This is a genomic window from Ramlibacter aurantiacus (assembly GCF_016722895.1).
GTDB classification, from domain to species: domain Bacteria; phylum Pseudomonadota; class Gammaproteobacteria; order Burkholderiales; family Burkholderiaceae_C; genus Ramlibacter; species Ramlibacter aurantiacus.
In genome coordinates this window covers 230368-255461 of record NZ_JAEQNA010000008.1, presented here as the reverse complement: position 1 = coordinate 255461, position 25094 = coordinate 230368, and the positions used below count along the sequence as shown (strand labels likewise).

Annotated in this window: 20 protein-coding genes, 2 tRNA genes and 2 pseudogenes; 22 read left to right on the top strand and 2 right to left on the bottom strand. The window is 65.6% G+C overall.

Annotation, left to right across the window (positions count from 1 at the left end; all coding sequences use genetic code 11):
• From JI739_RS19955 to JI739_RS19875, 17 genes are all read left to right on the top strand, one after another.
• On the top strand, positions 1-709 hold a 709-nt coding region (locus JI739_RS19955), incomplete at its 5' end, for an EF-Tu C-terminal domain-related protein (RefSeq protein ID WP_255520293.1).
• Positions 710-857: 148 nt separating this feature from the next.
• Positions 858-933 (top strand) — tRNA-Trp (locus JI739_RS19950).
• A gap of 112 nt (positions 934-1045) precedes the next feature.
• Complete coding sequence (gene secE, locus JI739_RS19945; RefSeq protein ID WP_201685675.1) at positions 1046-1426, top strand: preprotein translocase subunit SecE; 381 nt, start codon at positions 1046-1048, stop codon at positions 1424-1426.
• A 3-nt stretch (positions 1427-1429) separates the two neighbouring features.
• Complete coding sequence (gene nusG / locus JI739_RS19940) at positions 1430-2029, top strand: transcription termination/antitermination protein NusG (protein WP_201685673.1); 600 nt, start codon at positions 1430-1432, stop codon at positions 2027-2029.
• Between the two features lie 118 nt (positions 2030-2147).
• Positions 2148-2579, top strand: coding sequence for a 50S ribosomal protein L11 (gene rplK / locus JI739_RS19935; RefSeq protein ID WP_192670762.1), 432 nt, complete (start codon positions 2148-2150; stop codon positions 2577-2579).
• Complete coding sequence (rplA, locus tag JI739_RS19930; protein WP_201685671.1) at positions 2580-3281, top strand: 50S ribosomal protein L1; 702 nt, start codon at positions 2580-2582, stop codon at positions 3279-3281.
• A gap of 265 nt (positions 3282-3546) precedes the next feature.
• Positions 3547-4059, top strand: a complete 513-nt coding sequence (gene rplJ / locus JI739_RS19925) for a 50S ribosomal protein L10 (RefSeq protein WP_201685669.1) — start codon at positions 3547-3549, stop codon at positions 4057-4059.
• 40 nt (positions 4060-4099) lie between these two features.
• Positions 4100-4480 carry a 50S ribosomal protein L7/L12 gene (gene rplL, locus JI739_RS19920; RefSeq protein ID WP_201685668.1) on the top strand — a complete coding sequence of 127 codons (381 nt, stop codon included), beginning with the start codon at positions 4100-4102 and terminating at the stop codon, positions 4478-4480.
• A 387-nt stretch (positions 4481-4867) separates the two neighbouring features.
• Positions 4868-8980: a DNA-directed RNA polymerase subunit beta gene (gene rpoB, locus JI739_RS19915; RefSeq protein WP_201685667.1), complete on the top strand. Its 4113-nt coding sequence runs from the start codon at positions 4868-4870 to the stop codon at positions 8978-8980.
• Between the two features lie 18 nt (positions 8981-8998).
• On the top strand, positions 8999-13228 hold the full coding sequence (rpoC, locus tag JI739_RS19910; RefSeq protein ID WP_201685666.1) for a DNA-directed RNA polymerase subunit beta': 4230 nt from the start codon (positions 8999-9001) through the stop codon (positions 13226-13228).
• A gap of 99 nt (positions 13229-13327) precedes the next feature.
• Positions 13328-13876, top strand: coding sequence for a LemA family protein (locus JI739_RS19905; RefSeq protein WP_201685665.1), 549 nt, complete (start codon positions 13328-13330; stop codon positions 13874-13876).
• Positions 13873-15240 (top strand): 16S rRNA (cytosine(967)-C(5))-methyltransferase RsmB, encoded by a 1368-nt coding sequence (gene rsmB, locus JI739_RS19900; RefSeq protein WP_354003766.1) that lies wholly within the window; start codon positions 13873-13875, stop codon positions 15238-15240. Before JI739_RS19905 ends, rsmB begins: the two co-directional genes overlap by 4 nt.
• Positions 15241-15250: 10 nt before the next feature.
• Positions 15251-15844 (top strand): DUF4390 domain-containing protein, encoded by a 594-nt coding sequence (locus JI739_RS19895; RefSeq protein ID WP_236589897.1) that lies wholly within the window; start codon positions 15251-15253, stop codon positions 15842-15844.
• A complete protein-coding gene (locus tag JI739_RS19890) occupies positions 15841-18156 on the top strand; it encodes a sensor histidine kinase (RefSeq protein ID WP_435531622.1) in 2316 nt (771 codons plus the stop codon). Before JI739_RS19895 ends, JI739_RS19890 begins: the two co-directional genes overlap by 4 nt.
• Positions 18157-18195: 39 nt before the next feature.
• Positions 18196-18933, top strand: coding sequence for a response regulator (locus tag JI739_RS19885; protein WP_201685664.1), 738 nt, complete (start codon positions 18196-18198; stop codon positions 18931-18933).
• Between the two features lie 19 nt (positions 18934-18952).
• A tRNA-Phe gene (locus JI739_RS19880) sits at positions 18953-19028 on the top strand.
• A 649-nt stretch (positions 19029-19677) separates the two neighbouring features.
• Complete coding sequence (locus JI739_RS19875; RefSeq protein ID WP_354003770.1) at positions 19678-20001, top strand: type I restriction-modification system subunit M N-terminal domain-containing protein; 324 nt, start codon at positions 19678-19680, stop codon at positions 19999-20001.
• On the opposite strand, the pseudogene istA reads toward JI739_RS19875, so the two are convergent.
• Both istA and JI739_RS19865 read right to left on the bottom strand, forming a co-directional pair.
• Positions 19926-20702, bottom strand: a pseudogene (istA, locus tag JI739_RS19870) (IS21 family transposase); the annotation flags it as partial. The gene JI739_RS19875 and the pseudogene istA sit on opposite strands and share 76 nt — an antisense overlap.
• A 221-nt stretch (positions 20703-20923) precedes the next feature.
• Positions 20924-21631, bottom strand: a complete 708-nt coding sequence (locus tag JI739_RS19865; RefSeq protein WP_435531624.1) for an HsdM family class I SAM-dependent methyltransferase — start codon at positions 21629-21631, stop codon at positions 20924-20926.
• 4 nt (positions 21632-21635) lie between these two features.
• On the opposite strand from JI739_RS19865, the pseudogene JI739_RS19860 reads away from it, so the two are divergent.
• From JI739_RS19860 to mcrC, 5 genes and pseudogenes are all read left to right on the top strand, one after another.
• Positions 21636-22385 (top strand): annotated as a pseudogene (locus JI739_RS19860) (Mu transposase domain-containing protein); the annotation flags it as partial.
• Between the two features lie 32 nt (positions 22386-22417).
• Positions 22418-23200, top strand: a complete 783-nt coding sequence (gene istB, locus JI739_RS19855; protein ID WP_201685663.1) for an IS21-like element helper ATPase IstB — start codon at positions 22418-22420, stop codon at positions 23198-23200.
• A 158-nt stretch (positions 23201-23358) separates the two neighbouring features.
• On the top strand, positions 23359-23808 hold the full coding sequence (locus JI739_RS19850; protein WP_354003769.1) for an N-6 DNA methylase: 450 nt from the start codon (positions 23359-23361) through the stop codon (positions 23806-23808).
• Positions 23805-23957 carry a hypothetical protein gene (locus JI739_RS19845; protein WP_201685662.1) on the top strand — a complete coding sequence of 51 codons (153 nt, stop codon included), beginning with the start codon at positions 23805-23807 and terminating at the stop codon, positions 23955-23957. Before JI739_RS19850 ends, JI739_RS19845 begins: the two co-directional genes overlap by 4 nt.
• Positions 23957-25081 (top strand): 5-methylcytosine-specific restriction endonuclease system specificity protein McrC, encoded by a 1125-nt coding sequence (gene mcrC / locus JI739_RS19840; protein ID WP_201685661.1) that lies wholly within the window; start codon positions 23957-23959, stop codon positions 25079-25081. The genes JI739_RS19845 and mcrC overlap by 1 nt, the downstream gene beginning before the upstream one ends.
• Positions 25082-25094: the final 13 nt, after the last annotated feature.

Sequence of the window (25094 nt, the reverse complement as noted above, 5' to 3'; positions counted from 1 at the left end):
CGACTTCCCTGGCGACGACACGCCCATCATCAAGGGTTCGGCCAAGCTGGCCCTGGAGGGTGACAAGGGCGAGCTGGGCGAGCAGGCCATCATGAAGCTGGCCGATGCGCTGGACAGCTACATTCCCACGCCCGAGCGTGCGGTGGATGGTGCGTTCCTGATGCCGGTGGAGGACGTGTTCTCCATCTCTGGTCGCGGCACCGTGGTGACCGGCCGTGTCGAGCGCGGCGTGGTCAAGGTTGGCGAGGAAATCGAGATCGTGGGGATCCGCCCGACGGTCAAGACCACCTGCACGGGCGTGGAGATGTTCCGCAAGCTGCTGGACCAGGGCCAGGCGGGCGACAACGTGGGCATTTTGCTGCGCGGCACCAAGCGCGAGGAAGTCGAGCGCGGCCAGGTGCTGTGCAAGCCGGGCTCGATCAAGCCGCACACGTATTTCACCGCCGAGGTGTATGTGCTGTCCAAGGACGAGGGTGGCCGTCACACGCCGTTCTTCAACAACTACCGTCCGCAGTTCTACTTCCGCACCACCGACGTGACCGGCAGCATCGAGCTGCCCAAGGACAAGGAGATGGTGATGCCGGGTGACAACGTGACGATCACGGTCAAGCTGATCGCCCCGATCGCCATGGAAGAAGGCCTGCGCTTCGCCATCCGCGAGGGCGGCAAGACCGTCGGTGCCGGCGTCGTCGCCAAGATCATGGAGTAATTCCGATGCGGGTCGCGTTCGCAAAGCGAGTGCGACCCGTTTGGATTGGACGGGCGTCGCGAGCGCCGGCAGATGGGTCTGAGACGCGCGGAACCGTACACACGCGAAGACCCAGCTGCCAAGCGCAGCAGCCCAGCCAACCAAACAGAGGGGTATAGCTCAATTGGCAGAGCGTCGGTCTCCAAAACCGAAGGTTGTAGGTTCGATTCCTACTGCCCCTGCCACCTAGGTGGCCACCCGGTTCCTCGATAGAGGGACTCCCCCGCAACCCGCCGTAACCCGGCGGGTTAGCGCCTTCCAGGCGCCTTGAAATCGAAGCAGGAAAATTCGCCTCCCATGGCCTCTTCTCAAGTTGAAACCGTCGGTTCGGGCGCTGAAAAAGCCAAGCTCGCGGTGGCGGTGCTCCTGGTCGTCGCTGGCGTTGCGGGGTTCTACCTGCTGGGCCGGCAAGGGCCGGTTGTCCAGTGGGGTGCCCTCGTTCTGGCCATCATCGGCGCCGTCGGGGTGTTCTTCACATCCGATAGTGGCAAGGAGTTGGGCGGCTTTGCCCAGGACGCCTGGCGCGAGGTCAAGAAGGTGGTGTGGCCCACCCGCAAGGAATCCATTCAGGTCACCGCCTATGTGTTTGGCTTCGTCGTCGTGATGGCCATCTTCCTGTGGACGTCGGACAAGGTCATCGAGTGGGTCTTTTATGACCTCATCCTCCGCTGGAGATAACGCATGAGCGAGTTGGAAACAAGTGCCGACGGTACGCAGAACGCTGCGCCGGCCGCCAAGCCTGTCAACCCGGATCTGCGCTGGTACGTGGTCCATGCGTATTCAGGCATGGAAAAGGCTGTCGAGCGCAACCTGCGTGAGCGCATCAACCGCGCGGGCATGCAGGACGTGTTTGGTGAAATCCTGGTGCCGACCGAGGAAGTGGTCGAGATCAAGAACGGCCAGAAGCGAACCTCCGAGCGGCGCTTCTACCCGGGATACGTGCTGGTCCAGATGGTGATGAACGATGACACCTGGCACCTGGTCAAGCAGACGAACAAGGTGACCGGTTTCGTCGGCGGCGCCAAGAACCGCCCGGCCCCGATTTCGGAAGAAGAAGTGGCCAAGATCCTCGGGCAGATGGAAGAGGGCGTGGACAAGCCCCGCCACAAGGTCGAGTTCGTGGTTGGCGAGTACGTCCGCGTAAAGGAAGGTCCTTTCACCGACTTCAACGGTACCGTCGAAGAAGTCAATTACGAGAAGAGCAAGGTGCGGGTGTCGGTCACGATCTTTGGTCGCGCCACCCCCGTCGAACTGGAATTCAGCCAGGTCGAGAAGACCTGACCTGATGCGTTGCGCGCCTCACGACTCGGTGCGCACCGCGTCCTAAGCAACGAGTCGCCACCCCCGGGGAGCTGTCGGCTGGAGCCGCAGCGTTCGTACCCGCAAGGAGTCAAGCAACATGGCGAAGAAAATCGTCGGTTTTGTCAAGCTGCAAGTGCCGGCTGGCAAGGCCAACCCGTCGCCCCCGATCGGCCCTGCGCTCGGTCAGCGCGGGCTGAACATCATGGAGTTCTGCAAGGCGTTCAACGCCCAGACCCAAGGCGTCGAGCCCGGTCTGCCGCTGCCGGTGGTGATCACCGCCTATGCGGACAAGAGCTTCACCTTCATCATCAAGACGCCGCCCGCGACGACCTTGATCAAGAAGGCGATCAAGCTGGACAAGGGATCTGCCAAGCCGCACACGGACAAGGTCGGCAAGATCACCCGTGCTCAGCTCGAGGAGATCGCCAAGACCAAGATGAAGGATATGACCGCCGCTGACCTGGACGCCGCCGTGCGCACCATCGCCGGTTCGGCTCGCTCGATGGGCGTCAACGTGGAGGGTGTGTAAATGGCCAAGCTCACCAAGAAGCAGAAAGCCGTCCAGGGCAAGGTCGACAGCACCAAGCTGTACCCGCTGTCCGACGCGCTCAGCATCGTCAAGGAATGTGCCACCGCCAAGTTCGATGAGTCCATCGACGTGGCCGTGCAGCTCGGCGTGGACGCGAAGAAATCCGACCAGGTGGTTCGCGGCGCCGTCGTCATGCCCAACGGCATCGGCAAGACCAAGCGCGTGGCCGTGTTCGCCCAGGGTGCCAAGGCTGAAGAAGCCAAGGCCGCAGGCGCCGACGTGGTCGGCATGGACGACCTGGCGGCGCGCGTCAAGGCGGGTGACATGCCCTTTGACGTGGTGATCGCCGCGCCGGACGCCATGCGTGTGGTCGGCACGCTGGGTCAGATCCTCGGCCCGCGCGGCCTGATGCCCAACCCGAAGGTGGGTACCGTGACGCCGGATGTGGCAACCGCGGTGAAGAACGCCAAGGCGGGCCAGGTGCAGTTCCGCGTCGACAAGGCCGGCATCATTCACGGCACCATCGGCCGCCGCTCGTTCGACGTCGACAAGCTGCAGGGCAACCTGGCGGCGCTGATCGACGCCCTGAACAAGGCGAAGCCGGCGACGAGCAAGGGGATCTACCTGCGCAAGGTCGCGGTCTCCTCGACCATGGGCGTGGGCGTCCGCGTGGACACGCAAACCCTGACCTCGGCCGCCTGAGCTGGCTGAAAGAATTCCGGCCGCACCGCAAGGTGCGACCGGCGTGGTGGGCTGCCGGCTGGTGCGCCGGTCCGGCAGGCCATCAAAGACCGTTGGTGCGCATTCCTTTGCGCTTAATCCGCCGCTTGGCAGCCAACGCAGATGGCGATCCCGCTGAAAGATGGAATTGATTGTCTTCAAGCAATTTCTGAAAACAGTTGGTCGCTGCAGAGAAAGGCGTGCCTCGAAGGCGCAAGCCCCAGAGACACATTTGAAGGAGTAGACCTTGAGTCTGAATCGCAGTGAGAAGCAAGCGGTCATTGAAGAAGTGACCGGCCTCGCCGCACAAGCTCAAACGCTGGTGATGGCGGAATACCGCGGCATCAAGGTCGCCGACATGACGAAACTGCGCAACGACGCGCGCAGCAAGGGCGTGAACCTGAGTGTTCTGAAGAACACCCTGGCTCGCCGTGCTGTGGCTGGCAGCGCCTTCGACATCGTCGCCGACCAGATGACCGGTCCGCTGATCTACGGCTTCTCCGTGGACGCTGTGGCCGCTGCCAAGGTGGTGGCCGATTTCGCGAGGACCAATGACAAGCTGGTCATTCGCGGCGGCGCCTACGGTGGCAAGGCCCTGGACGTCAACGGCGTGAAGGAGCTGGCGAACATCCCCACCAAGGAAGTTCTGCTGGCCCAGCTGTGCGGCCTGCTCATGTCGCCCATTTCCCGCACCGCGGTGGTGCTGGGCGCCCTGGCAGCCAAGAAAGGCGAAGGCGCCGAAGCGCCGGCCGCCGCGTAAAGCGGCATCGCACGTACCAACTTTTTAGGAAATCAAGCAAATGGCATTCGACAAAGACGCATTCCTCACGGCCCTGGACAGCATGTCCGTGATGGAACTCAACGACCTGGTCAAGGCGATCGAAGAGAAGTTCGGCGTGAGCGCTGCTGCCATGGCCGCTCCCGCTGCCGGTGGCGCCGCTGGTGCAGCCGCTCCGGCCGCCGAAGAGAAGACCGAGTTCACCGTGCAGCTGCTGGAAGCCGGCGCGAACAAGGTGTCGGTCATCAAGGCCGTGCGCGAACTCACCGGCCTGGGCCTGAAGGAAGCCAAGGACCTGGTGGACGGCGCGCCCAAGGCCGTCAAGGAAGGCATCGCCAAGGCCGACGCCGAGGCTGCCAAGAAGAAGCTGGAAGAAGCCGGCGCCAAAGTCGAGCTCAAGTAAATCGGCCCCGGGCTACTGCGCGAGCCGATCTTGCGCCGGCGATGCTCGCTGTACTCGAGTACGGCTGCGCTTCTCGCCGCGACCTCGGCTCGCTCGCTACGCCCGGCATCCGATTTACACCCCGGGGCTGGAGGCTGAAAAAGCCTCCGGCCTTTGGTGCCTCTTGGGGCGGCCCGAGAACGCACTCGAAAACACTGGTCCAATGCGCGGTTCCCCAGTTTTTTCGAGTGTTTTCTGAACCCGACTGCAGAAAACGCCTTGGTTCGGGCGATGTGCAATGCATCGCCGTCCGCCATGGTTGGTAGTGGCCAACCCGCCAAGCCCTGCTCGAGCCCGCGACCGGCTCGACGCGACAGTTGCGCAAGAGCTCAATAGCCCGGAGATCGCATGGCCTACTCTTATACCGAACGCAAGCGCATCCGCAAAAGCTTCGGCAGCCGCGAAAGCGTGCTGGAAGTCCCTTACCTGCTGCAAATGCAGAAGGACGCCTACACCGCGTTCCTGCAAGCCGACCTCCCTCCACAGAAAAGAACCATCGAAGGCCTGCAGGCTGCCTTCGACGCCGCTTTCCCGATCGTCTCCCACAACGGCTTCGTGGAGATGAAGTTCATCGAATACAACCTGGCCAAGCCCGCCTTCGATGTGCGCGAGTGCCAGACGCGTGGCCTGACCTACGCCTCGGCCGTGCGCGCCAAGGTGCAGCTGATCATCTACGACCGCGAGTCCTCCACGCCGCAATCCAAGGTGGTCAAGGAGGTGAAGGAGCAGGAGGTCTACATGGGCGAAGTGCCGCTCATGACCGACAAGGGCTCGTTCATCATCAACGGCACCGAGCGCGTCATCGTGTCGCAGCTGCACCGCTCGCCGGGCGTGTTCTTCGAACACGACAAGGGCAAGACCCACAGCTCGGGCAAGCTGCTGTTCTCGGCCCGGATCATTCCCTACCGTGGCTCCTGGCTCGACTTCGAGTTCGACCCGAAGGACGTCCTGTACTTCCGCGTCGACCGCCGTCGCAAGATGCCGGTCACCATCCTGCTCAAGGCCATCGGCCTGACGCCGGAATCGATCCTCGCCAACTTCTTCGTCAACGACAACTTCCGCCTGATGGACAGCGGCGCGCAGATGGAGTTCGTCTCCGAGCGCCTGCGCGGCGAAGTGGCCCGTTTCGACATCACCGACAAGTCCGGCAAGGTCGTCGTGGCCAAGGACAAGCGCATCACCGTGCGCCATACCCGTGAGCTCGAGCAGTCCGGCACCACCCACATCAGCGTCCCCGAGGACTTCCTCGTCGGACGCGTGGTGGCGCGCAACATCGTCGACCAGGACACCGGCGAGATCATCGCCAAGGCCAACGACGAGCTGACCGAGGCGCTGCTCAAGAAGCTGCGCAGCGCCGGTGTGCAGGACCTGCAGGTCATCTACACGAACGAACTCGACCAGGGCCCGTACATCAGCCAGACCCTGCGCACCGACGAAACCGCCGACGAGTTCGCCGCCCGCGTGGCGATCTACCGCATGATGCGCCCCGGCGAACCGCCCACCGAGGACGCCGTGCAGGCCCTGTTCCAGCGCCTGTTCTACAACCCGGACACCTACGACCTGTCGCGCGTGGGCCGGATGAAGTTCAACGCCAAGGTCGGCCGCGACGAAAGCACCGGCCCCATGGTCCTGACCAACGAGGACATCCTCGCCGTGGTCAAGATCCTGGTCGACCTGCGCAACGGCCGAGGCGAAGTCGACGACATCGACCACCTGGGCAACCGCCGCGTGCGCTGCGTCGGCGAGCTGGCCGAGAACCAGTACCGCACCGGCCTCGCCCGCATCGAGAAGGCCGTCAAGGAGCGCCTGGGCCAGGCCGAGCAAGAGCCGCTGATGCCGCACGACCTGATCAACTCCAAGCCGATTTCCGCGGCCCTCAAGGAGTTCTTCGGCGCGTCGCAGCTGTCGCAGTTCATGGACCAGACCAACCCGCTGTCCGAGATCACGCACAAGCGCCGCGTCTCTGCGCTGGGCCCGGGCGGCCTGACGCGCGAGCGTGCCGGCTTCGAGGTGCGCGACGTGCACGTCACGCACTACGGTCGGGTGTGCCCGATCGAGACGCCGGAAGGCCCCAACATCGGCCTGATCAACTCGCTGGCGCTCTACGCGCGCCTCAACGAGTACGGCTTCATCGAGACGCCTTACCGCCGCGTGGTCGACGGCAAGGTCACCAACGAGATCGACTACCTCTCGGCCATCGAAGAGGGCAAGTACGTCATCGCCCAGGCCAACGCGGTGCTCGACGCCGAAGGCCGCCTCACCGGCGACCTGGTGTCTGCGCGTGAACGCGGCGAATCGATCCTGGTCGGCGCCGAGCGCATCCAGTACATGGACGTGTCTCCGGCACAGATCGTCTCCGTGGCCGCTTCGCTGGTGCCCTTCCTGGAGCACGACGACGCCAACCGCGCGCTGATGGGCGCCAACATGCAGCGCCAGGCCGTGCCCACGCTGCGCCCCGAGAAGGCCTTCGTCGGCACTGGCATCGAGCGAGTCTCGGCCGTCGACTCCGGCACTGTGGTCACCGCCAGCCGTGGCGGCGTGGTCGACTATGTCGACGCCACCCGCGTGGTGGTGCGCGTGAACGACGAGGAAGCCCAGGCCGGTGAAGTCGGCGTGGACATCTACAACCTCATCAAGTACCAGCGTTCCAACCAGAACACCAACATCCACCAGCGTCCCATCGTCAAGCGAGGCGACAAGATCGGCAAGGGTGACGTCATCGCCGACGGCGCCTCCACCGACCTGGGCGAGCTGGCGCTGGGCCAGAACATGCTGGTCGCGTTCATGCCCTGGAACGGCTACAACTTCGAGGACTCCATCCTCATCAGCGAGCGCGTCGTCGCCGACGACCGCTACACCTCGATCCACATCGAGGAGCTCGTGGTGATGGCCCGAGATACCAAGCTGGGCGCCGAGGAAATCACCCGCGATATCCCCAACCTGTCCGAGCAGCAGCTCAACCGGCTGGACGAATCCGGCATCATCTACGTGGGCGCCGAGGTCATGCCGGGCGACACGCTGGTGGGCAAGGTCACCCCCAAGGGCGAAACCACCCTCACGCCCGAAGAAAAGCTGCTGCGCGCGATCTTCGGCGAGAAGGCGTCCGACGTGAAGGACACGTCGCTGCGCGTGGACCAGGGCTCGCAAGGCACCGTCATCGACGTGCAGGTCTTCACCCGCGAAGGTATCCAGCGTGACAAGCGCGCCCAGCAGATCATCGATGACGAGCTCAAGCGCTTCCGGCTGGACCTGAACGACCAGCTGCGCATCGTCGAGGCCGACGCCTTCGACCGGATCGAGAAGCTGCTCACCAACCGCGTCGCCAACGGCGGCCCGCAGAAGCTCGCCAAGGGCACGACCATCGACAAGGCCTACCTCTCGTCCGTCGAGAAGTACCACTGGTTCGACATCCGTCCCGCCGAGGACGAGATCGCCGCCCAGCTCGAATCGATCAAGAACTCGATCGAGCAGCAGCGCCACTCGTTCGACCTCGCGTTCGAGGAAAAGCGCAAGAAGCTCACCCAGGGCGACGAGCTGCCCGCGGGCGTGCTCAAGATGGTCAAGGTCTACCTCGCCGTCAAGCGCCGCCTGCAGCCTGGCGACAAGATGGCCGGCCGCCACGGCAACAAGGGCGTGGTCTCCAAGATCGTCCCGGTCGAGGACATGCCCTACATGGCCGACGGCACCCCCTGCGACATCGTGCTCAACCCGCTGGGCGTGCCTTCGCGCATGAACGTGGGCCAGGTTCTGGAAGTGCACCTGGGCTGGGCCGCCAAGGGCATCGGCCAGCGCATCGGCGACCTGCTGCAGCGCCAGGCCCGTGCCGCCGAGGTGCGCGAGTTCGTGGAGCAGGTCTACAACCGCTCGGGCCGCAAGGAGGACCTCTCCGCGCTGACCGACGACGAGGTGATCGCCATGGCCGGTGAGCTGTCCAAGGGCGTGCCCTTCGCCACCCCCGTGTTCGATGGCGCCTCCGAGCAGGACATCCGCGGCATGCTGCAGCTGGCTTTCCCGGACGACATCGCGCAGGTCAAGGGCCTCACGGCCACGCGCACGCAGGCGCACCTGTTCGACGGCCGCACCGGCGACCAGTTCGACCGCCCGGTCACCGTGGGCTACATGCACGTGCTCAAGCTCCACCACCTGGTGGACGACAAGATGCATGCGCGTTCCACCGGCCCGTACAGCCTCGTCACCCAGCAGCCGCTGGGCGGCAAGGCGCAGTTCGGCGGACAGCGTTTCGGCGAGATGGAGGTGTGGGCGCTGGAAGCCTATGGCGCCGCCTACACGCTGCAGGAAATGCTCACCGTCAAGTCGGACGACGTGCAGGGCCGCACCAAGGTCTACGAGTCCATCGTCAAGGGCGAACACGCCATCGACGCCGGCATGCCGGAATCCTTCAACGTGTTGGTGAAGGAAATCCGCTCGCTCGGCATCGACATGGAACTGGAACGCTCCTAATAGAAGAAGGATTGAGTCATGAAATCGCTACTCGACCTGTTCAAGCAATTCACGCCCGACGAGCATTTCGATGCCATCCGCATCGGCATGGCCTCGCCGGAGAAGATCCGTTCCTGGTCCTTCGGCGAGGTGAAGAAGCCCGAGACCATCAACTACCGCACCTTCAAGCCGGAGCGTGACGGCCTGTTCTGCGCCAAGATCTTCGGGCCCATCAAGGATTACGAGTGCCTGTGCGGCAAGTACAAGCGCCTGAAGCACCGCGGTGTCATCTGCGAGAAGTGCGGCGTTGAAGTCACCCAGACCAAGGTGCGCCGCGAGCGCATGGGCCACATCGACCTGGCCGCGCCCTGCGCCCACATCTGGTTCCTGAAGTCGCTGCCGTCGCGCCTGGGCCTGGTGCTCGACATGACGCTGCGCGACATCGAGCGCGTGCTGTACTTCGAGGCCTACGTCATCACCGACCCCGGCATGACCCCGCTGAAGAAGTTCGGGATCATGTCCGAGGACGATTACGACGCCAAGCGCAAGGAGCACGGTGACGAGTTCATCGCGAAGATGGGCGCCGAGGGCATCAAGGACCTGCTCGAAGGCATCGACATCGACATCGAAATCGAGAAGCTGCGCGGCGACCTGACCGGCTCCGAGGTCAAAGTCAAGAAGAACGCCAAGCGCCTGAAGGTGCTGGAGGCGTTCAAGAAGTCCGGCATCAAGCCGAACTGGATGGTGATGGACGTACTGCCCGTGCTGCCGCCGGACCTGCGTCCGCTGGTGCCGCTGGACGGCGGCCGCTTCGCCACCTCCGACCTGAACGACCTGTACCGCCGCGTCATCAACCGCAACTCGCGGCTGCGTCGCCTGCTCGAACTCAAGGCGCCCGAGATCATCGCGCGCAACGAGAAGCGCATGCTGCAGGAAGCCGTGGACAGCCTGCTGGACAACGGCCGCCGCGGCAAGGCCATGACGGGCGCCAACAAGCGCGCGCTCAAGTCCCTGGCCGACATGATCAAGGGCAAGAGCGGCCGCTTCCGCCAGAACCTGCTGGGCAAGCGCGTCGACTACTCGGGCCGTTCCGTCATCACCGTGGGCCCGACCCTCAAGCTGCACCAGTGCGGCCTGCCCAAGCTGATGGCCCTGGAGCTGTTCAAGCCCTTCATCTTCTCGCGGCTGGAGGCGATGGGCATCGCCACCACCATCAAGGCCGCCAAGAAGGAAGTGGAAGCCGGCACCCCCGTGGTGTGGGACATCCTGGAAGAGGTCATCAAGGAGCACCCGGTGCTCCTGAACCGCGCGCCCACGCTGCACCGCCTGGGCATCCAGGCCTTCGAGCCGATCCTGATCGAAGGCAAGGCCATCCAGCTGCACCCGCTGGTCTGCGCCGCCTTCAACGCCGACTTCGACGGCGACCAGATGGCCGTGCACGTGCCGCTGTCGGTGGAAGCGCAGATGGAGGCCCGCGCGCTCATGCTGGCTTCCAACAACGTCCTGTTCCCCGCCAACGGCGAGCCTTCCATCGTGCCGTCGCAGGACGTGGTGCTGGGCCTGTACTACACCACCCGTGACCGCATCAACGCCAAAGGCGAGGGCATGGTCTTCGCCGACGTGGGCGAGGTGCAGCGCGCGCTGGATGCCGAGGTGGTCGAGCTCACGGCCAAGGTCACGGTGCGCCTGACCGAGTGGAACAAGGACAAGGTCACCGGCGAGTTCACGGCCGCCACCGGGCTGGTCGAAACCACTGTCGGCCGGGCCCTGCTGTCCGAGATCCTGCCCAAGGGGCTGCCTTTCGCGCTGATCAACAAGGCGCTGAAGAAGAAGGAGATCAGCAAGCTGATCAACGCTTCGTTCCGCCGCTGCGGCCTGAAGGAGACCGTGGTCTTCGCCGACAAGCTGCTGCAGAACGGTTTCCGCCTGGCCACCAAGGCGGGCATCTCGATCGCGATCGACGACATGCTGGTGCCGCCCCAGAAGGCGGACATCATCGGCCGCGCCGAAGCCGAGGTGAAGGAGATCGAGCAGCAGTACGTCTCCGGCCTGGTCACCTCGGGCGAGCGCTACAACAAAGTGGTGGACATCTGGGGCAAGGCCGGCGACGAAGTGTCCAAGGTCATGATGGTCCAGCTGGCCAAGCAGAAGGTCGAGGACCGCCACGGCAAGGAAGTGGACCAGGAGTCGTTCAACTCCATCTACATGATGGCCGACTCGGGCGCCCGCGGCTCCGCTGCGCAGATCCGCCAGCTGGCCGGCATGCGGGGCCTGATGGCCAAGCCGGACGGCTCGATCATCGAGACGCCCATCACGGCCAACTTCCGTGAAGGCCTGAACGTGCTGCAGTACTTCATCTCCACGCACGGTGCGCGAAAGGGCTTGGCCGACACGGCGCTCAAGACCGCCAACTCGGGCTACCTCACCCGCCGCCTGGTGGACGTGACGCAGGACCTGGTGGTCACCGAAGACGATTGCGGCACCGCCGAGGGCTCGCTGATGCGCGCCATCGTCGAGGGCGGCGAAGTCATCGAATCGCTGCGTGACCGGATCCTGGGCCGCGTCGCGGCCGAGGACGTGCTGCACCCCGAGAACCGCTCGGTGGTGGTGGCGGCCGGCCAGATGCTGGACGAAGACGCCATCGAGGTGCTCGAGGGGGCCGGTGTCGACGAGGTGAAGGTCCGCACCGCGCTGACCTGCGCCACCCGCTTCGGCCTGTGCGCCCGCTGCTACGGCCGCGACCTCGGCCGTGGCGGGCTGGTGAACGTCGGCGAGGCGGTCGGCGTGATCGCCGCGCAGTCGATCGGCGAGCCGGGCACCCAGCTGACCATGCGCACCTTCCACATCGGTGGCGCGGCTTCGCGCGCGGCCATCGCGTCCAGCGTGGAAGCCAAGTCCAACGGCGTCATCGGCTTCAACAGCACGATGCGCTACGTGACCAACAGCAAGGGCGAACTGGTGGTGATCGCCCGCTCCGGCGAGATCGTTATCCAGGACGAGCATGGCCGTGAGCGCGAGCGCCACAAGGTGCCGTACGGCGCCACGCTGGCCGTGAAGGCCGACCAGGCCGTCAAGGCCGGCACCATCCTGGCCAACTGGGATCCGCTGACCCGACCCATCATCACGGAATTCGCCGGCACGGTGAAGTTCGAGAACGTGGAAGAGGGCCTCACCGTGGCCAAGCAGGTCGACGAGGTGACGGGCCTGTCCACCCTGGTCGTGATCGACCCCAAGCGCCGCGGCTCGGCCAAGGTCGTGCGTCCGCAGGTCAAGCTGATCGATCCGCAGGGCAATGAGGTCAAGATCCCCGGCACCGACCACTCGGTGACCATCGGCTTCCAGGTGGGCGCCCTGATCCAGGTGCGTGACGGCCAGGAGGTCGGCGGCGGCGAGGTGCTCGCCCGCATCCCGATCGAAGGCCAGAAGACCCGTGACATCACCGGGGGCCTGCCCCGCGTGGCCGAACTCTTCGAAGCCCGCTCGCCCAAGGACAAGGGCGTGCTGGCCGAGATGACCGGTACCGTGTCCTTCGGCAAGGAGACCAAGGGCAAGATCCGCCTGCAGATCACCGATCCGGAAGGTGGCGTCCACGAGGAGCTCGTGCCCAAGGAGAAGAACATCCTGGTGCACGAAGGCCAGGTGGTGAACAAGGGCGAGAGCGTGGTCGACGGCCCGGCCGATCCGCAGGACATCCTGCGCCTGCTGGGCATGGAAGAACTCGCGCGCTACATCGTCGACGAGGTGCAGGACGTCTACCGCCTGCAGGGCGTGAAGATCAACGACAAGCACATCGAGGTGATCGTTCGCCAGATGCTGCGTCGCGTGGTGGTCGAGAACACGGGCGAGTCCGGCTACATCGCGGGCGAGCAGGTCGAGCGTTCCGAAATGCTCGACACCAACGACGCACTGCGCGCCGACAACAAGATCCCGGCGACCTACAGCAACCTGCTGCTCGGTATCACCAAGGCCTCGCTGTCGACCGATTCGTTCATCTCCGCGGCTTCCTTCCAGGAGACCACCCGGGTGCTGACCGAAGCGGCCATCATGGGCAAGCGTGACGAGCTGCGCGGCCTGAAGGAAAACGTCATCGTCGGCCGCCTGATCCCCGCGGGCACCGGCATGGCCTACCACCAGGCGCGCAAGGCCAAGGACGCCATGGACGAGGCCGAGCGCCGCGCCATCGCCGACGCCGAGGCGGCCGAACTGGCCGGCATCACCGAGGGCGACGCCGGCGTGCCCGAGACCAGCGAGGGCGGCTCCGCCGAATAAGGCCTGCGCACCCGGTCCCATGACCGCGCCCCCGACCGCATCGCCGGCCGGGGGCGTTTTTCATGGAGCCTGCCGTGGCCCTGCCGATAATCCGCACCCATGACCCGATCCGTACTTTTCTGGGCAGCCGCCGCGGTGCTGCTGTTCTGGGCGATCGGCGCCTACAACCGGCTCGTGCGGCTCAGGGCCGACGTCAAGACCGCCTTTGCCCAGCTCGATGCGCAGTTGCAGCAGGAGGTTCGCCTGGTCGAGTCGCTGCTGGCCGGTGACGCGCCCGATTCGCTCTTTCCAGGCGAGGGGCAGCCGTCGTTCTGGGAGGCCCTGCACGGCGCGGCCATCCAGCTGGCCGCCACGCTGGCCCTGGCCCGCGCGCGCCCACTCGAGAAGGACCGCATCGAGGCCCTGGCGGCCGCCGACGGCGTGCTGCGCATGGCGTGGGAGCGCGTCGAACGCGAGGACGCCCACGACCTGGCCGGCCCCCGGCTGCCGGACACGCTGGCGGCGACCCGGATGCAGCTGCTGGTGCAGGTGCGTGCGGGTGTGGACGCCTTCAACGACGCGGTCATCCGCTACAACCAGGCCGTCGCCCAGTTCCCGGCGGCCTTGCTGGCGTGGATCTTCGGCTTCAAGGCGGGGCGGGTGCTGTGAGCGCCGACATCTCTTCTCGACCAGGCAGCGCCGGGCCACCGTTGTGGCGGCAGCTGCAGGTGGCGGCCCAGGCGGTGCAGGCCGTCCGCCAGGGCGCATCGACCACCACCGCGCTGGCCGACATCGCGGGCGAGCTGCGCCCGGGCGTGCAGTCGCTCGTGTTCCATGCCTTGCGGCAGCTCGGACGGGCCGAGGCCTTGCGGGCCCGGCTGGCCAAGCGCCCGCCGCCACCGCCGGCCGACGCCCTCCTGTGCACCGCCCTGGCCTTGTGCTGGAACGAGGCCCTGGCGCCCTACGAGCCCTTCACCCTGGTGAACCAGGCGGTCGAGGCGGCCAAGCGGCAACGCGCCACCTTGCCGCAGGCGGCGTTCATCAATGCCTGCCTGCGGCGCTTCCTGCGCGAGCGCCAGGAGTTGCTCGCCGCGACCGACGCCGATCCCGTCGCACGCTGGAACCACCCGGCGTGGTGGATCCGTCAACTGCAGAAGGACCATCCCGAGCACTGGGCCGCCATCCTCGAAGCCAACAACGACAGCGCCCCGCTGGTGCTGCGCGTCAACGCGCGAAAAGCCGGCGTGCCGCAGGTCCTGAAGATGTTCACCGAGGCGGGCATCGCCGCCCACCGAATCGGCGAACACGCCATCCGGCTCGATCGGGCGCGGCCCGTGCCGCAGCTGCCGGGTTTCGCCGAAGGGCTGGTTTCGGTCCAGGACGCCGGCGCGCAACTCGCCGCCCCACTGCTGCTGCAGCACCTGGATGCGCCGGCACCCGGCCAGCGTTGGCGCATCCTCGACGCCTGCGCCGCGCCCGGCGGCAAGACGGCGCACCTGCTCGAGCTGTGCGAGGCGGACCTCACCGCGCTGGACGTCGATCCCGCACGCTGTGAACGCATCCACCAGAACCTACAGCGCCTGGACCTGCAGGCGGGGGTGCTCACGGCGGACGCCGCCGCGCCCGAGCGCTGGTGGGACGGCCAGCTCTTCGACGCCATCCTGCTCGACGCACCCTGCACCGCGTCGGGCATCGTGCGGCGCCATCCCGACGTGCGCTGGCTGCGCAGGCCCGGCGACCTTGCCCAGCTGGCGACGGTGCAGGAACGCCTGCTGACGTCGATGTGGCCGCTGCTGCGACCCGGCGGCGTGCTGCTCTATTGCACCTGCTCGGTGTTCCGCATCGAAGGCGAGCAACGCGTCTCGGCGTTTGTTGCGCACAACACCGAGGCCTTTTTGCTACCTGGCCCCGGTCATTTGCTCCCCACCCGGGCGGGAAAGGCCGCGGCCGTCCCGGAAAATCTTCCGAGTGACCACGACGGCTACTTCTACGCACGGATTCGCAAGCAATCGATGGCTCACGCGCCGCAGTGAGGCGCATCGCTTGGCGGCCGGCCTGTTCTTGCTGCGGCGGCTGTTGCTCGTGCTGATGCTGCTGTTCGTCTCGTGCGCGCGGGCCGAACCCACCGAGATCGCCTGGATGCGGGTGGACCGCGACGACGGGCTGCGCCTGTCGGCCCAGGTCCGGTTTCAGCTCGCGCCCGTGATCGAGGACGCCCTCAGCAAGGGCATCCCCATGGTCTTCGTCGCCGAAGCCCTGGTGTTGCGCGACCGCTGGTACTGGTACGACAAGGAAGTCGCCACCGCCACCCGCTACATGCGCCTGACGCACCAGCCCCTCACGCGGCGCTGGCGGCTGCAAGTCTCGAGCAGCGCGCTGGTGGGGCAGGGCGGGGCCGCCCTGGGGCAGACCTTCGACACGCAGGAAGAAGCGCTGGCCGCGGTGCAGCGCATCTCGAGCTGGCGCATCGCCTCGGAAGACGAAATCGAGCCCGACGGCCGCCACTACGTCACCTTGCGGTTCCGGCTCGACGTGTCCCAACTGCCGCGGCCGTTCCAGATCGGCGTGGTCGGCCAGCCCGAGTGGAGCATCGCCGCGAGCCGCACCGTGCGGGTCGGGCCGGAGGGAGCTCGGTGAACACCCCCGCCCCGCTGCCGCCCGAGCAGCAGCCGGTGGCTCCCAGCCCGGCCAGCCGTGCGCGCAGCGCGCGGGCCTTCCGCTGGGCCGTGGTGGTGGGAGCGACCGTCGTCATGGGCATCGGCATCGTGCTGCTGTTCCTGCTGGCCCAGGCCACCAACAACCGCGAACTCTACGAACGCAACTACGGCCGGCTCTTCATCATCAACGTCGTCGTGGCCGGGCTGCTCCTGATGGTGATCGCCTGGATGGCCATGCGCCTGTTCTCCAGGGTGCGGCGGGGCAAGTTCGGCAGCCGCCTGCTGGCGCGCCTGGCGGCCATCTTCGCGCTGGTGGGCTTCGTGCCCGGCTTGCTGATCTACACCGTCTCCTACCAGTTCGTCTCGCGCTCCATCGAGAGCTGGTTCGACGTCAAGGTGGAGGGCGCGCTGGACGCCGGCCTCAGCCTTGGACGCACCACGCTCGACGTGCTGGCGAACGACCTCGCCAGCAAGACCCGCGGCGCCGCGACCCAGATCGCCGACACCTCCAACGCCTCCATGCCGGTCGTGCTCGAACGCCTGCGCGACCAGCTCTCGGCCAACGACGTGGTGCTCTGGAACGCCAGTGGCCAGCCCATCGCGAGCGCCGGACAGTCGCGTTTCCAGCTCAATCCCGAACGACCGTCCTCGCAGCAACTGCGCACGGCGCGCACGCAACGCAGCTTCGCCATCGTCGAAGGCCTGGACGAGGGCTTGCCCGCCGCACTCAGCACCGGGCGTATCCGCGCCATCGCCTTGGTATCGCCTTCGAGCTTCGGCTTCTTGGGTGAGCCGCGCTACCTGCAGGTCACGCAGCAGCTGCCATCGGCCCTCGTCACCAATGCCATCGCGGTGCAGGAGGCCAACCGCGAGTACCAGCAGCGCGCGCTGGCGCGAGACGGGCTGCGCCGCATGTACATCGGCACCCTCACGTTGAGCCTGTTCCTCTCGGTGTTCGGTGCGGTCCTGCTGGCGGTGGTTCTGGGCAATTCCCTGGCGCGCCCCCTGCTGCTGCTGGCGGCCGGTGTGCGCGAGGTCGCGGCCGGCGACCTCAGCCCCAAGCCTGTGCTGCAGGGCAAGGACGAACTCGGCGGACTCACCCGCTCCTTTGCCCAGATGACCCAGCAGTTGGCCGATGCGCGGGCGGCGGTCGAAAAGAGCATGACCGAAGTGGATGCGGCGCGGGCCAACCTGCAGATCATCCTGGACAACCTCACCGCGGGTGTCATCGTGCTCGACCCGCAAGGGCGCATTCTGTCGGCCAACCCTGGCGCCACCCGCGTCCTGCGCGCGCCGCTCGCGGCCATGCACGGGCAGCCGTTGGGCAGCGTGCCTGGGCTGGAGAGCTTCGGCGCCGCCGTGCAGGCGCAGCTCGAAGAGTTCGACGCCGAGCGGCTGCAGCGCGGGCTGGACCATTGGCAACAGTCCTTCGAACTGCATGCCCCGGCGCAGCCGGGCTCACCCCGGGCGGTCAGCGCCGTCACGCTGGTGGTCCGCGGCGCCGAGATGCCCGCCGACATCAGCGGTCGCCAGGCCCACCTGCTGGTGCTCGACGACATCTCCGAAATCGTCTCCGCACAGCGCGCCCAGGCCTGGGGGGAGGTGGCGCGACGGCTCGCACATGAAATCAAGAACCCGCTCACACCGATCCAGCTTTCCGCCGAGAGGCTCGAGATGAAACTGGCGCCCAAGCTGGGTGAAACCGAGCGCGCGCTGCTCGAACGTTCAGTGCGCACCATCGTCGACCAGGTCGACGCCATGAAGCGGCTCGTCAACGAGTTCCGCGACTACGCGCGCTTGCCGGCGGCCGAACTCAAGCCGGTGGACCTGAACGCCCTGGTCAGCGACGTGTTGCACATGTACATCCGCGAAGCCGGGCAGTCGGCCTTGGCTGCCCAGGCTCCCATGCGCGTCGAGCTCGATCCGGCCTGCCCCCCCATCCTCGGCGACGCCATGCAGCTCAGGCAGGTCATTCACAACCTGCTGCAAAACGCCCAGGACGCCGTCGAGACTGCCGCCAACCGCGAGGTCTGCATCCGCACGCAGTGGAACGATGCGGCGCGTCGCGTGCGGCTCATCGTGCAAGACACCGGCCCGGGCTTTCCTGAGCACATCCTCAAGCGAGCGTTCGAGCCCTACGTCACCACCAAGGCAAAGGGCACCGGCCTGGGACTGGCCGTGGTCAAGAAGATCGCGGATGAGCACGGTGCTCGCATCGACCTGAAGAACCGGTTGCATGACGCTACGGTTTCTGGAGCGCAAGTGTCGCTATCATTCGCAGTTGCGGCCTAGCCACACTGCCCCTGGCCGCATGGGGCACTGCTTTCCAACATGGCAAACATACTGGTGGTCGACGATGAGCTGGGCATTCGTGACCTGCTCTCCGAAATCTTGAACGACGAGGGGCACAACGTCGAGCTGGCAGAAAATGCCGCCCAAGCTCGCGCCGCTCGTCAGCGCATGCGGCCTGACCTCGTGCTCCTGGATATCTGGATGCCCGATACCGACGGCGTGACCCTGCTCAAGGAGTGGTCCACCACGGGCCTGCTCACGATGCCCGTGATCATGATGAGCGGACACGCGACCATCGAGACGGCTGTCGAGGCCACCAAGATCGGTGCCCAATCGTTTCTCGAAAAGCCGATCACGCTGCAGAAGCTCCTCAAGGCCGTCGAGACCGGCCTGAACCGCGTCGCGGCTGCGGCAGTCGCGGCCGCGGCCTCGCCGGCCCTCGCCCGTCCCGGGATCGTGGCCACGCGTCCGGTCGCCGCCGTGCCCATCGCGGCCTTGGGCGCCGAGCTCACCGTCGAAGCCGCCATGACCGGTGGCCAGTCGTTGCCTCCGGTCGTGGAACTGGGCCCGCAGGCCCGGCAGACCTTCGAGCTCGACAAGCCTTTACGCGAGGCGCGCGACGAATTTGAGAAGTGCTACTTCGAATACCACCTGGCCCGTGAAGGCGGCTCCATGACCCGAGTGGCCGAGCGCACGGGACTCGAACGCACGCACCTCTATCGGAAGCTCAAGCAACTCGGCGTGGACCTCTCCCGGGGAAAGCGCGGAAGCGCGTGATGTATACTTGCAGGCTCTTGGCCCGGTAGCTCAGTTGGTAGAGCAGCGGATTGAAAATCCGCGTGTCGGTGGTTCGATTCCGCCCCAGGCCACCAGAATTCAACGCCGACTGTTCTCAGTCGGCGTTGTCGTTTCTGGGCTTTCCCCGCGCCACGCGGGGTTCCGGGCGGTTCTGCGTGTGCCACGCACTGAAGGCCGACCTCGCATATCGGCCTGGTTCCGCTACCGTTCGATTCTTCTCCGCTCTCTGTTCTCTAAAAATAATGGAGAACGGCGTCGATCTGGCACACGCAGAAGCCGTTTCCATTCAATAGGTTGCCCGTGTGTCGCGCAGCGCAGTTCCTAACTGCCAGTGGTGGCGGATCTTCGAAACGAACCTGGATCCCGGATCAGGCGGTCCCCCGAGGTGTGAAAGCGTGAATTCGGTGCTATGGCGACTTTCACGCGGCCACGCGCCTGATGCACTGAGTCAGCCTCGGTGCGGCGCTCGAACACGGCGGCGGTCGCCTAGCAGGTTGCTCGGCTCAGGTGGCGCACACATAATCTGCTCATCTTTAAAAGTAATCGACTGGCCTGTCAGAATGAAAATCCGCGAAACCCATTCGGCGGTTATGAAGGCCAAGCAGGACACAGGCCGGCCGCCGGCAACGAAGAAGAAGGGTTTCGCGTTTGAGCGACCGACAAATCACCCTCAGCCAGCTCGAAGGGCACCTTTGGGAGTCCGCCAACATCCTGCGCGGCCCGGTGGATGCGGCTGACTTCAAGACCTACATCTTTCCGCTTCTGTTCTTCAAGCGCATCTGCGATGTCTGGGACGAGGAGTACCAGGAGATCGTTGACGAGAACGGCGACGAGCAACTGGCCTGGTTTCCGGAGTCGCACCGCTTCCAAATCCCCGAGGACTGCCACTGGAACGATGTTCGCACCAAGGCGAGCAATGTCGGTGCAGCCCTCCAGCGCGCGATGCGGGAGATCGAGAAGGCCAATCCGGACACCTGCACCGAACTCTCGGCCGTCGCCTTGTCGCGCGGAGTGCGCGGCCGCGCCGCCAGAATCGAGGTGCCGTAGTAGCGGGCGAAGTCCAGCACGGTGTCGTTGGCGCGCGGCTCGTAACGATCCGGTGAGGCGATGACGGCGCGCGCGTTGTCTGGGACGACCAACTGCGGCACGCCAGCGTAGAAGCTCAGTGCCCGCACCATGCATTCGATCCAGTCGTCCAGGCGCTGCGCCGGCGTCGCACAGGCGAAGACGTAGCTGGAGGCGCCCATCGCCGAGACGAACACCTGGGCGCGCGTGCCGCCGGTCAGCGGCACGGTGGGGCCGGCGAAGTCGATGAACAGTTTCTCGCCGGCCAGCCGGTGCTGGCGCATCGAGCGCTTGAGCGTCTTTGCAAAAGCCTTGTAGTGCTCGCAGAACTGCGTGTAGCGCCAGGTGCGGCCCTCAGGGTGAGCGGCCACGTATTCCTGCCACAGCAGCATCAGCGTCACGCCCTTGCGATCAAGCTCGCGGTGAACGCGGTTCCAGTCGGGCTCAACGAAGGGCTGGGAGGTCGCAGCGCGCGGCTGCAGCGCGGTGGATAGCCGCTGCTCGCTCCAGTCCTGCACCGTCTCCCAATCGAGTCCGGCGGCGTTCGCCAGGCTGACGTACTTGGCGACGGCGCCCTTGGAGATCCCGAGGGTGGAGGCGATCTGCTCGTGGGAGAGCTGTGCCTGCCACTTCAGGCGAATTACATCCTTGATCATGCGTAGAGACATTCCTTTTGTCGGCATCCAGGTCCTTGACGGAGAAAAAACCGTCAAGGGTAGGACGCCAGGGGTTGCGTTCTCTACGCAGCATCACCGGCAGGTCAGAGCCCCTCAGGGGCGCCGATCTGGCGGTCACGATCGCCGAAATGGCCGGTCACGATCCCGAAACGGCGGGTCACGATGATCCGAAACGGAGGGTCGGTCACGATCGCCGGAATCACCGGTCACGATGCCGAAACGGCCGGTCACGATGGGCCGAAATACGCACCCTGGGGCAGCACCACTGCCATCCGGCCGCTGACGTCGGCCATGGACTTGACCATGTGCTGCACCCAGGCGAAGTCACCGCTGGACGAGGGCGGCAGACCGGCAAAGTTGCGGCCGAAGGGGTCGTTCATCCACAGGTCCTCTCCCCACTTTTCCAGCGAGAACGGCGGATTGGCGATCACGCAGTCGAAGGTGGCGAGCCGGTCGCCCTCGAAGAAAGCCGGGTTGCGCAGCGTGTCGCCGCGCACCACCTGGAAGCCCTCGATGCCGTGGAGGAACAGGTTCATCCGCGCGATGGACGAGGTGGTGAGGTTCTTCTCCTGCCCGTACAGTTTGCCCCACAGCCGCTTGACGTCGCCGTGCATGTCTTTGACGTGCTGCACAGCCGCCAACAGCATGCCACCGGTGCCACAGGCCGGGTCGTAGATGGTCTCGGCTTCCTTCGGATCGAGCATGTCGATCATCAGCCGCACCACGCTGCGCGGGGTGTAGAACTCACCGGCCTTCTTGTTGGTGGCGTCGGCGAACTTCTTGATGAGGTATTCGTAGGCGTCGCCCAGCAGATCCGAGCTGACGTTCCTGTTGCCGAACGGCAGCTTGGAGAAGTGCTCGATCAGGTCCTTGAGCAAGGCATCCGACAGCCGCTCCTTGTTCGACCACTGGGCATCGCCGAACACGCCGTACAGGGTGGTCACGCGCTGGGTATTGGCGCGGCTGCGCCATCACCGCTTCGACACGGTCGCCCAAGTTGACGCCGCCATCGCAGGGCTGCTTCCCAGCCTCAATGACCGACCGTTCCAGAAGCTGCCCGGCAGCCGCGCCAGTGTGTTCACCGAACTCGATGCGCCGGCGCTCATGCCGCTGCCGGCGCAGCGCTATGAGCTCGCCCGCTTCAAGACGGTCAAGGTCCACATCGACTATCACGTCGAGGTCGACGGCCACCGCTACAGCGTGCCCCACGCGCTGGTCGGCCAGAGTCTGGAGGCGCGGCTCACCCGCGGCGGCGTGGAACTGCTGCTGCGCGGCCAAAGGGTTGCCGCCCACGCGCGCAACGACCGACGCGGCGGCTACACCACGGTGGACGCTCACATGCCGGCGGCGCACCGGGCGCACCGCGAGTGGACGCCCCAGCGGCTGATCGACTGGGGCCAGCGCATCGGCGTGGCCACCGGCGAAGTGGTCACCCGACTGCTGCAGATGTACAAGCATCCCGAGCACGGCTACCGCTCCTGCCTGGGCTTGCTCAGCCTGTCGCGCCGCTATGGCGAGTCCCGCCTGGAGGCGGCCTGCGAGCGCGGCCTGGCGCTGGGCGCCGTCCGCTACCGCAATGTGCGCGATCTGCTGGCCAACAACCGCGACCTGCTGCCCCAGGACGCCGGCCAGCCCGAGTGGACCAGCCCGGCGCACGCCAATGTGCGCGGCCCCGGCTATTACCAATGACGACCGAATCCCACCTCCAAATCCGAATACCCATGCTCAATAACGCTACCGTCTCCCAGCTGCGCTCGCTCAAACTGCAAGGCTTCGCCGAAGCCCTGCAACAGCAACAGGAGCAGGCCAACTGCCTGGACCTGTCCTTCGACGAACGCCTGGCCCTGCTGGTCGATCGCGAAGTCCACGCCCGTGGCGACCGCAAGCGCGCCAGGCTGCTGCAACGCGCCCAGCTGAAGTACCCCACCGCCACCCTGGAGGACGCGAGCTTCGAGGGGGTGCGTGGCATCGACCGGGCTGCGCTCATGGGTCTGGCGCTCTCCACCTGGGTTGACCGCGGCGAGACCGTCACCTTCGCCGGCGCCACGGGGTTGGGCAAGACGTGGCTGGCTTGTGCATTGGCGCAGTACGCCTGTCGCCAAGGCAGATCGGCACTGTACCTGCGCGTGCCTCGTCTGGCCGAGGAGCTGCGCATCCTGCACGGTGCCGGCGGCTTCCGCCGCTGGCTGTTGCAGCTCGCCAAGATCGACGTGTTGATCCTGGACGATTGGGGCACCGGCAGCATTGATCCAACCACGCGGGGCGACCTGCTGGAGATCGTCGACGACCGTGTGGGGCAACGCGCCACCATCATCACGCACCAGTTGCCCATCGAGCACTGGCACGCTTGGCTGGGCGACCCCACCATCGCCGACGCCATCCTTGATCGGCTGATGCAGAACTGCCGCCGCTTCCATCTCGAGGGCGAGTCGCGACGCACCAGGGGGGCCGCCGCTCGCGCGGCGGTGAAACAACAAAAGGAGAAAGAAGACCAGAAAACCTGACCCGAGGCCCTAAACCGGAATCTAGACTTCGACCCCTACGCAGCACCGCCGCCCGTCACGGCGGTCACGATCGCCGAAACGGGCGGTCACGATGCCGGAACGGCCCTGAATCTGCTCCTTCAGGCCGGCGGTCACGATGACCGAAATGAGCGGTCACGATCGCCGAAATACGCACCCAGGGCGCCCTGTTCCGCAAAGGCGTGGAAGGCAGCATCCGGCAGAAGCTGCTGGAGATGGATCTGGTCGAGGCCGTGATCGGGCTGGCGCCCAACCTCTTCTATGGCACAGGCCTGGCCGCGTGCATCCTGGTCCTGCGCAAGCGCAAACCGGTCAAGCACAAGAAGAAGGTGCTGATCGCCGATGCGTCCGGCATGTTCCGCCGGGGGCGCGCGCAGAACTATCTGGAGCCCGAGCACGCTGCCGAGATCCTCGACTGGTATCGCGGGTTTGCCGATGTGCAGGACGCGGCCCGGGTGGTCAGTCTCGACGAGATCAAGGCCGAAGACTGGACCCTGAACATTTCGCGCTACGTCCTGCCACCATTGCAAGACATCCCGCCGCTGCCAGACGCGATTGCGGCGTTTAAGGAGGCGCTCATAGCTATGTGACGCCCGCCCACAGGCTGGAAGCTGGAGACACGAAGAAGTGGTTCCAGCAGGTTGTCGAGACTGAGATCGGGCCGCTGCTCGATGAGTATTGGTTTGATGCACCTGACGAAGCGCTCAAGGCGTGCGCGCGGCTGGTTCAAAGCTGGTGATGGGTGTGGTCTCGGAGCAAGCCGAGAGCGCATCGGTTGACGCAGATGGCTACATCGGACGGATTCCGGTGCGCAATCTGTGGTTACTGATGCTGTATGCGTCAGACTTGTTCCGCACTCGCGGCATCGGCAATGTTGGCCTGGAGGACAGCCCTGACGACCTCCCGGATCTGGTCGCTGAGATCCTGGCCCACGCAGTTGAAGTCAGGCAGCGCCGCCGTCTCAATTTAGGCTACCGCTCTCGGGATGCTGTCCTCAATCGCGTGCGGGGGCGGATTGATGTCCTGAACACTGAAAGGCATCGTCTGCTGGATCGTGGCTTGGTGGCATGTCGATTTGATGAGTTGACCATCGACACGCCACGCAATCGCTTTGTCCGGGCTGCACTGGAGACCATCTCCAGAATTGTGCGGAGGGGGGACGTGTCTCATCGCTGCCGCTCACTTGCCAGCGGCATGAAGGCCATGGGTGTCTCCGGCGATGTGCCCACTCGCGCGCAGATGAGCACCGATCGCTTTGGCCGCAACGACGCGGACGACAGGTTGATGGTGGCTGCTGCAAGGCTTGCCTTTGACCTTGCCTTGCCAACGGAATCGGCAGGAATGAGCGTGCTGAACCTGCCGGACCGCGAGGCCACCTGGGTCCGGCGACTGTTTGAGAAGGCCGTCGGCGGCTTCTATGACGTGGTGCTGCAGCCGGAGGGATGGCGCGTGCGGTGCGGCGGTACGCTGAGCTGGCAAGTCGACCAGAAGACGTCTGGAATTGACAAGATCTTGCCGACGATGCGAACCGACGTGGTGCTCGACCACGGGGCGTCGGGTCGGCGAATCGTCATTGACACCAAATTCACATCGATCGTCACCGGCGGCTGGTATCGAGAGGAGACCCTTCGCAGCGGGTACCTGTACCAGATCTACGCCTACCTGCGGTCACAGGTCGGGCGCGGCGATCCTCTTGCAGATTGCGCCAGCGGCCTGCTGCTTCACCCTTCCGTCGGCGACATGGTTGACGAAACGGTTGCGATCCAGAGGCACCACATCCGGTTTGCAACCGTGGATCTCACGGCATCGCCAGCCAACATTCGAGCGCAGTTGTTACGACTGTGCGCGCCAACACCGCCGTAGACGCGTCAGCGCA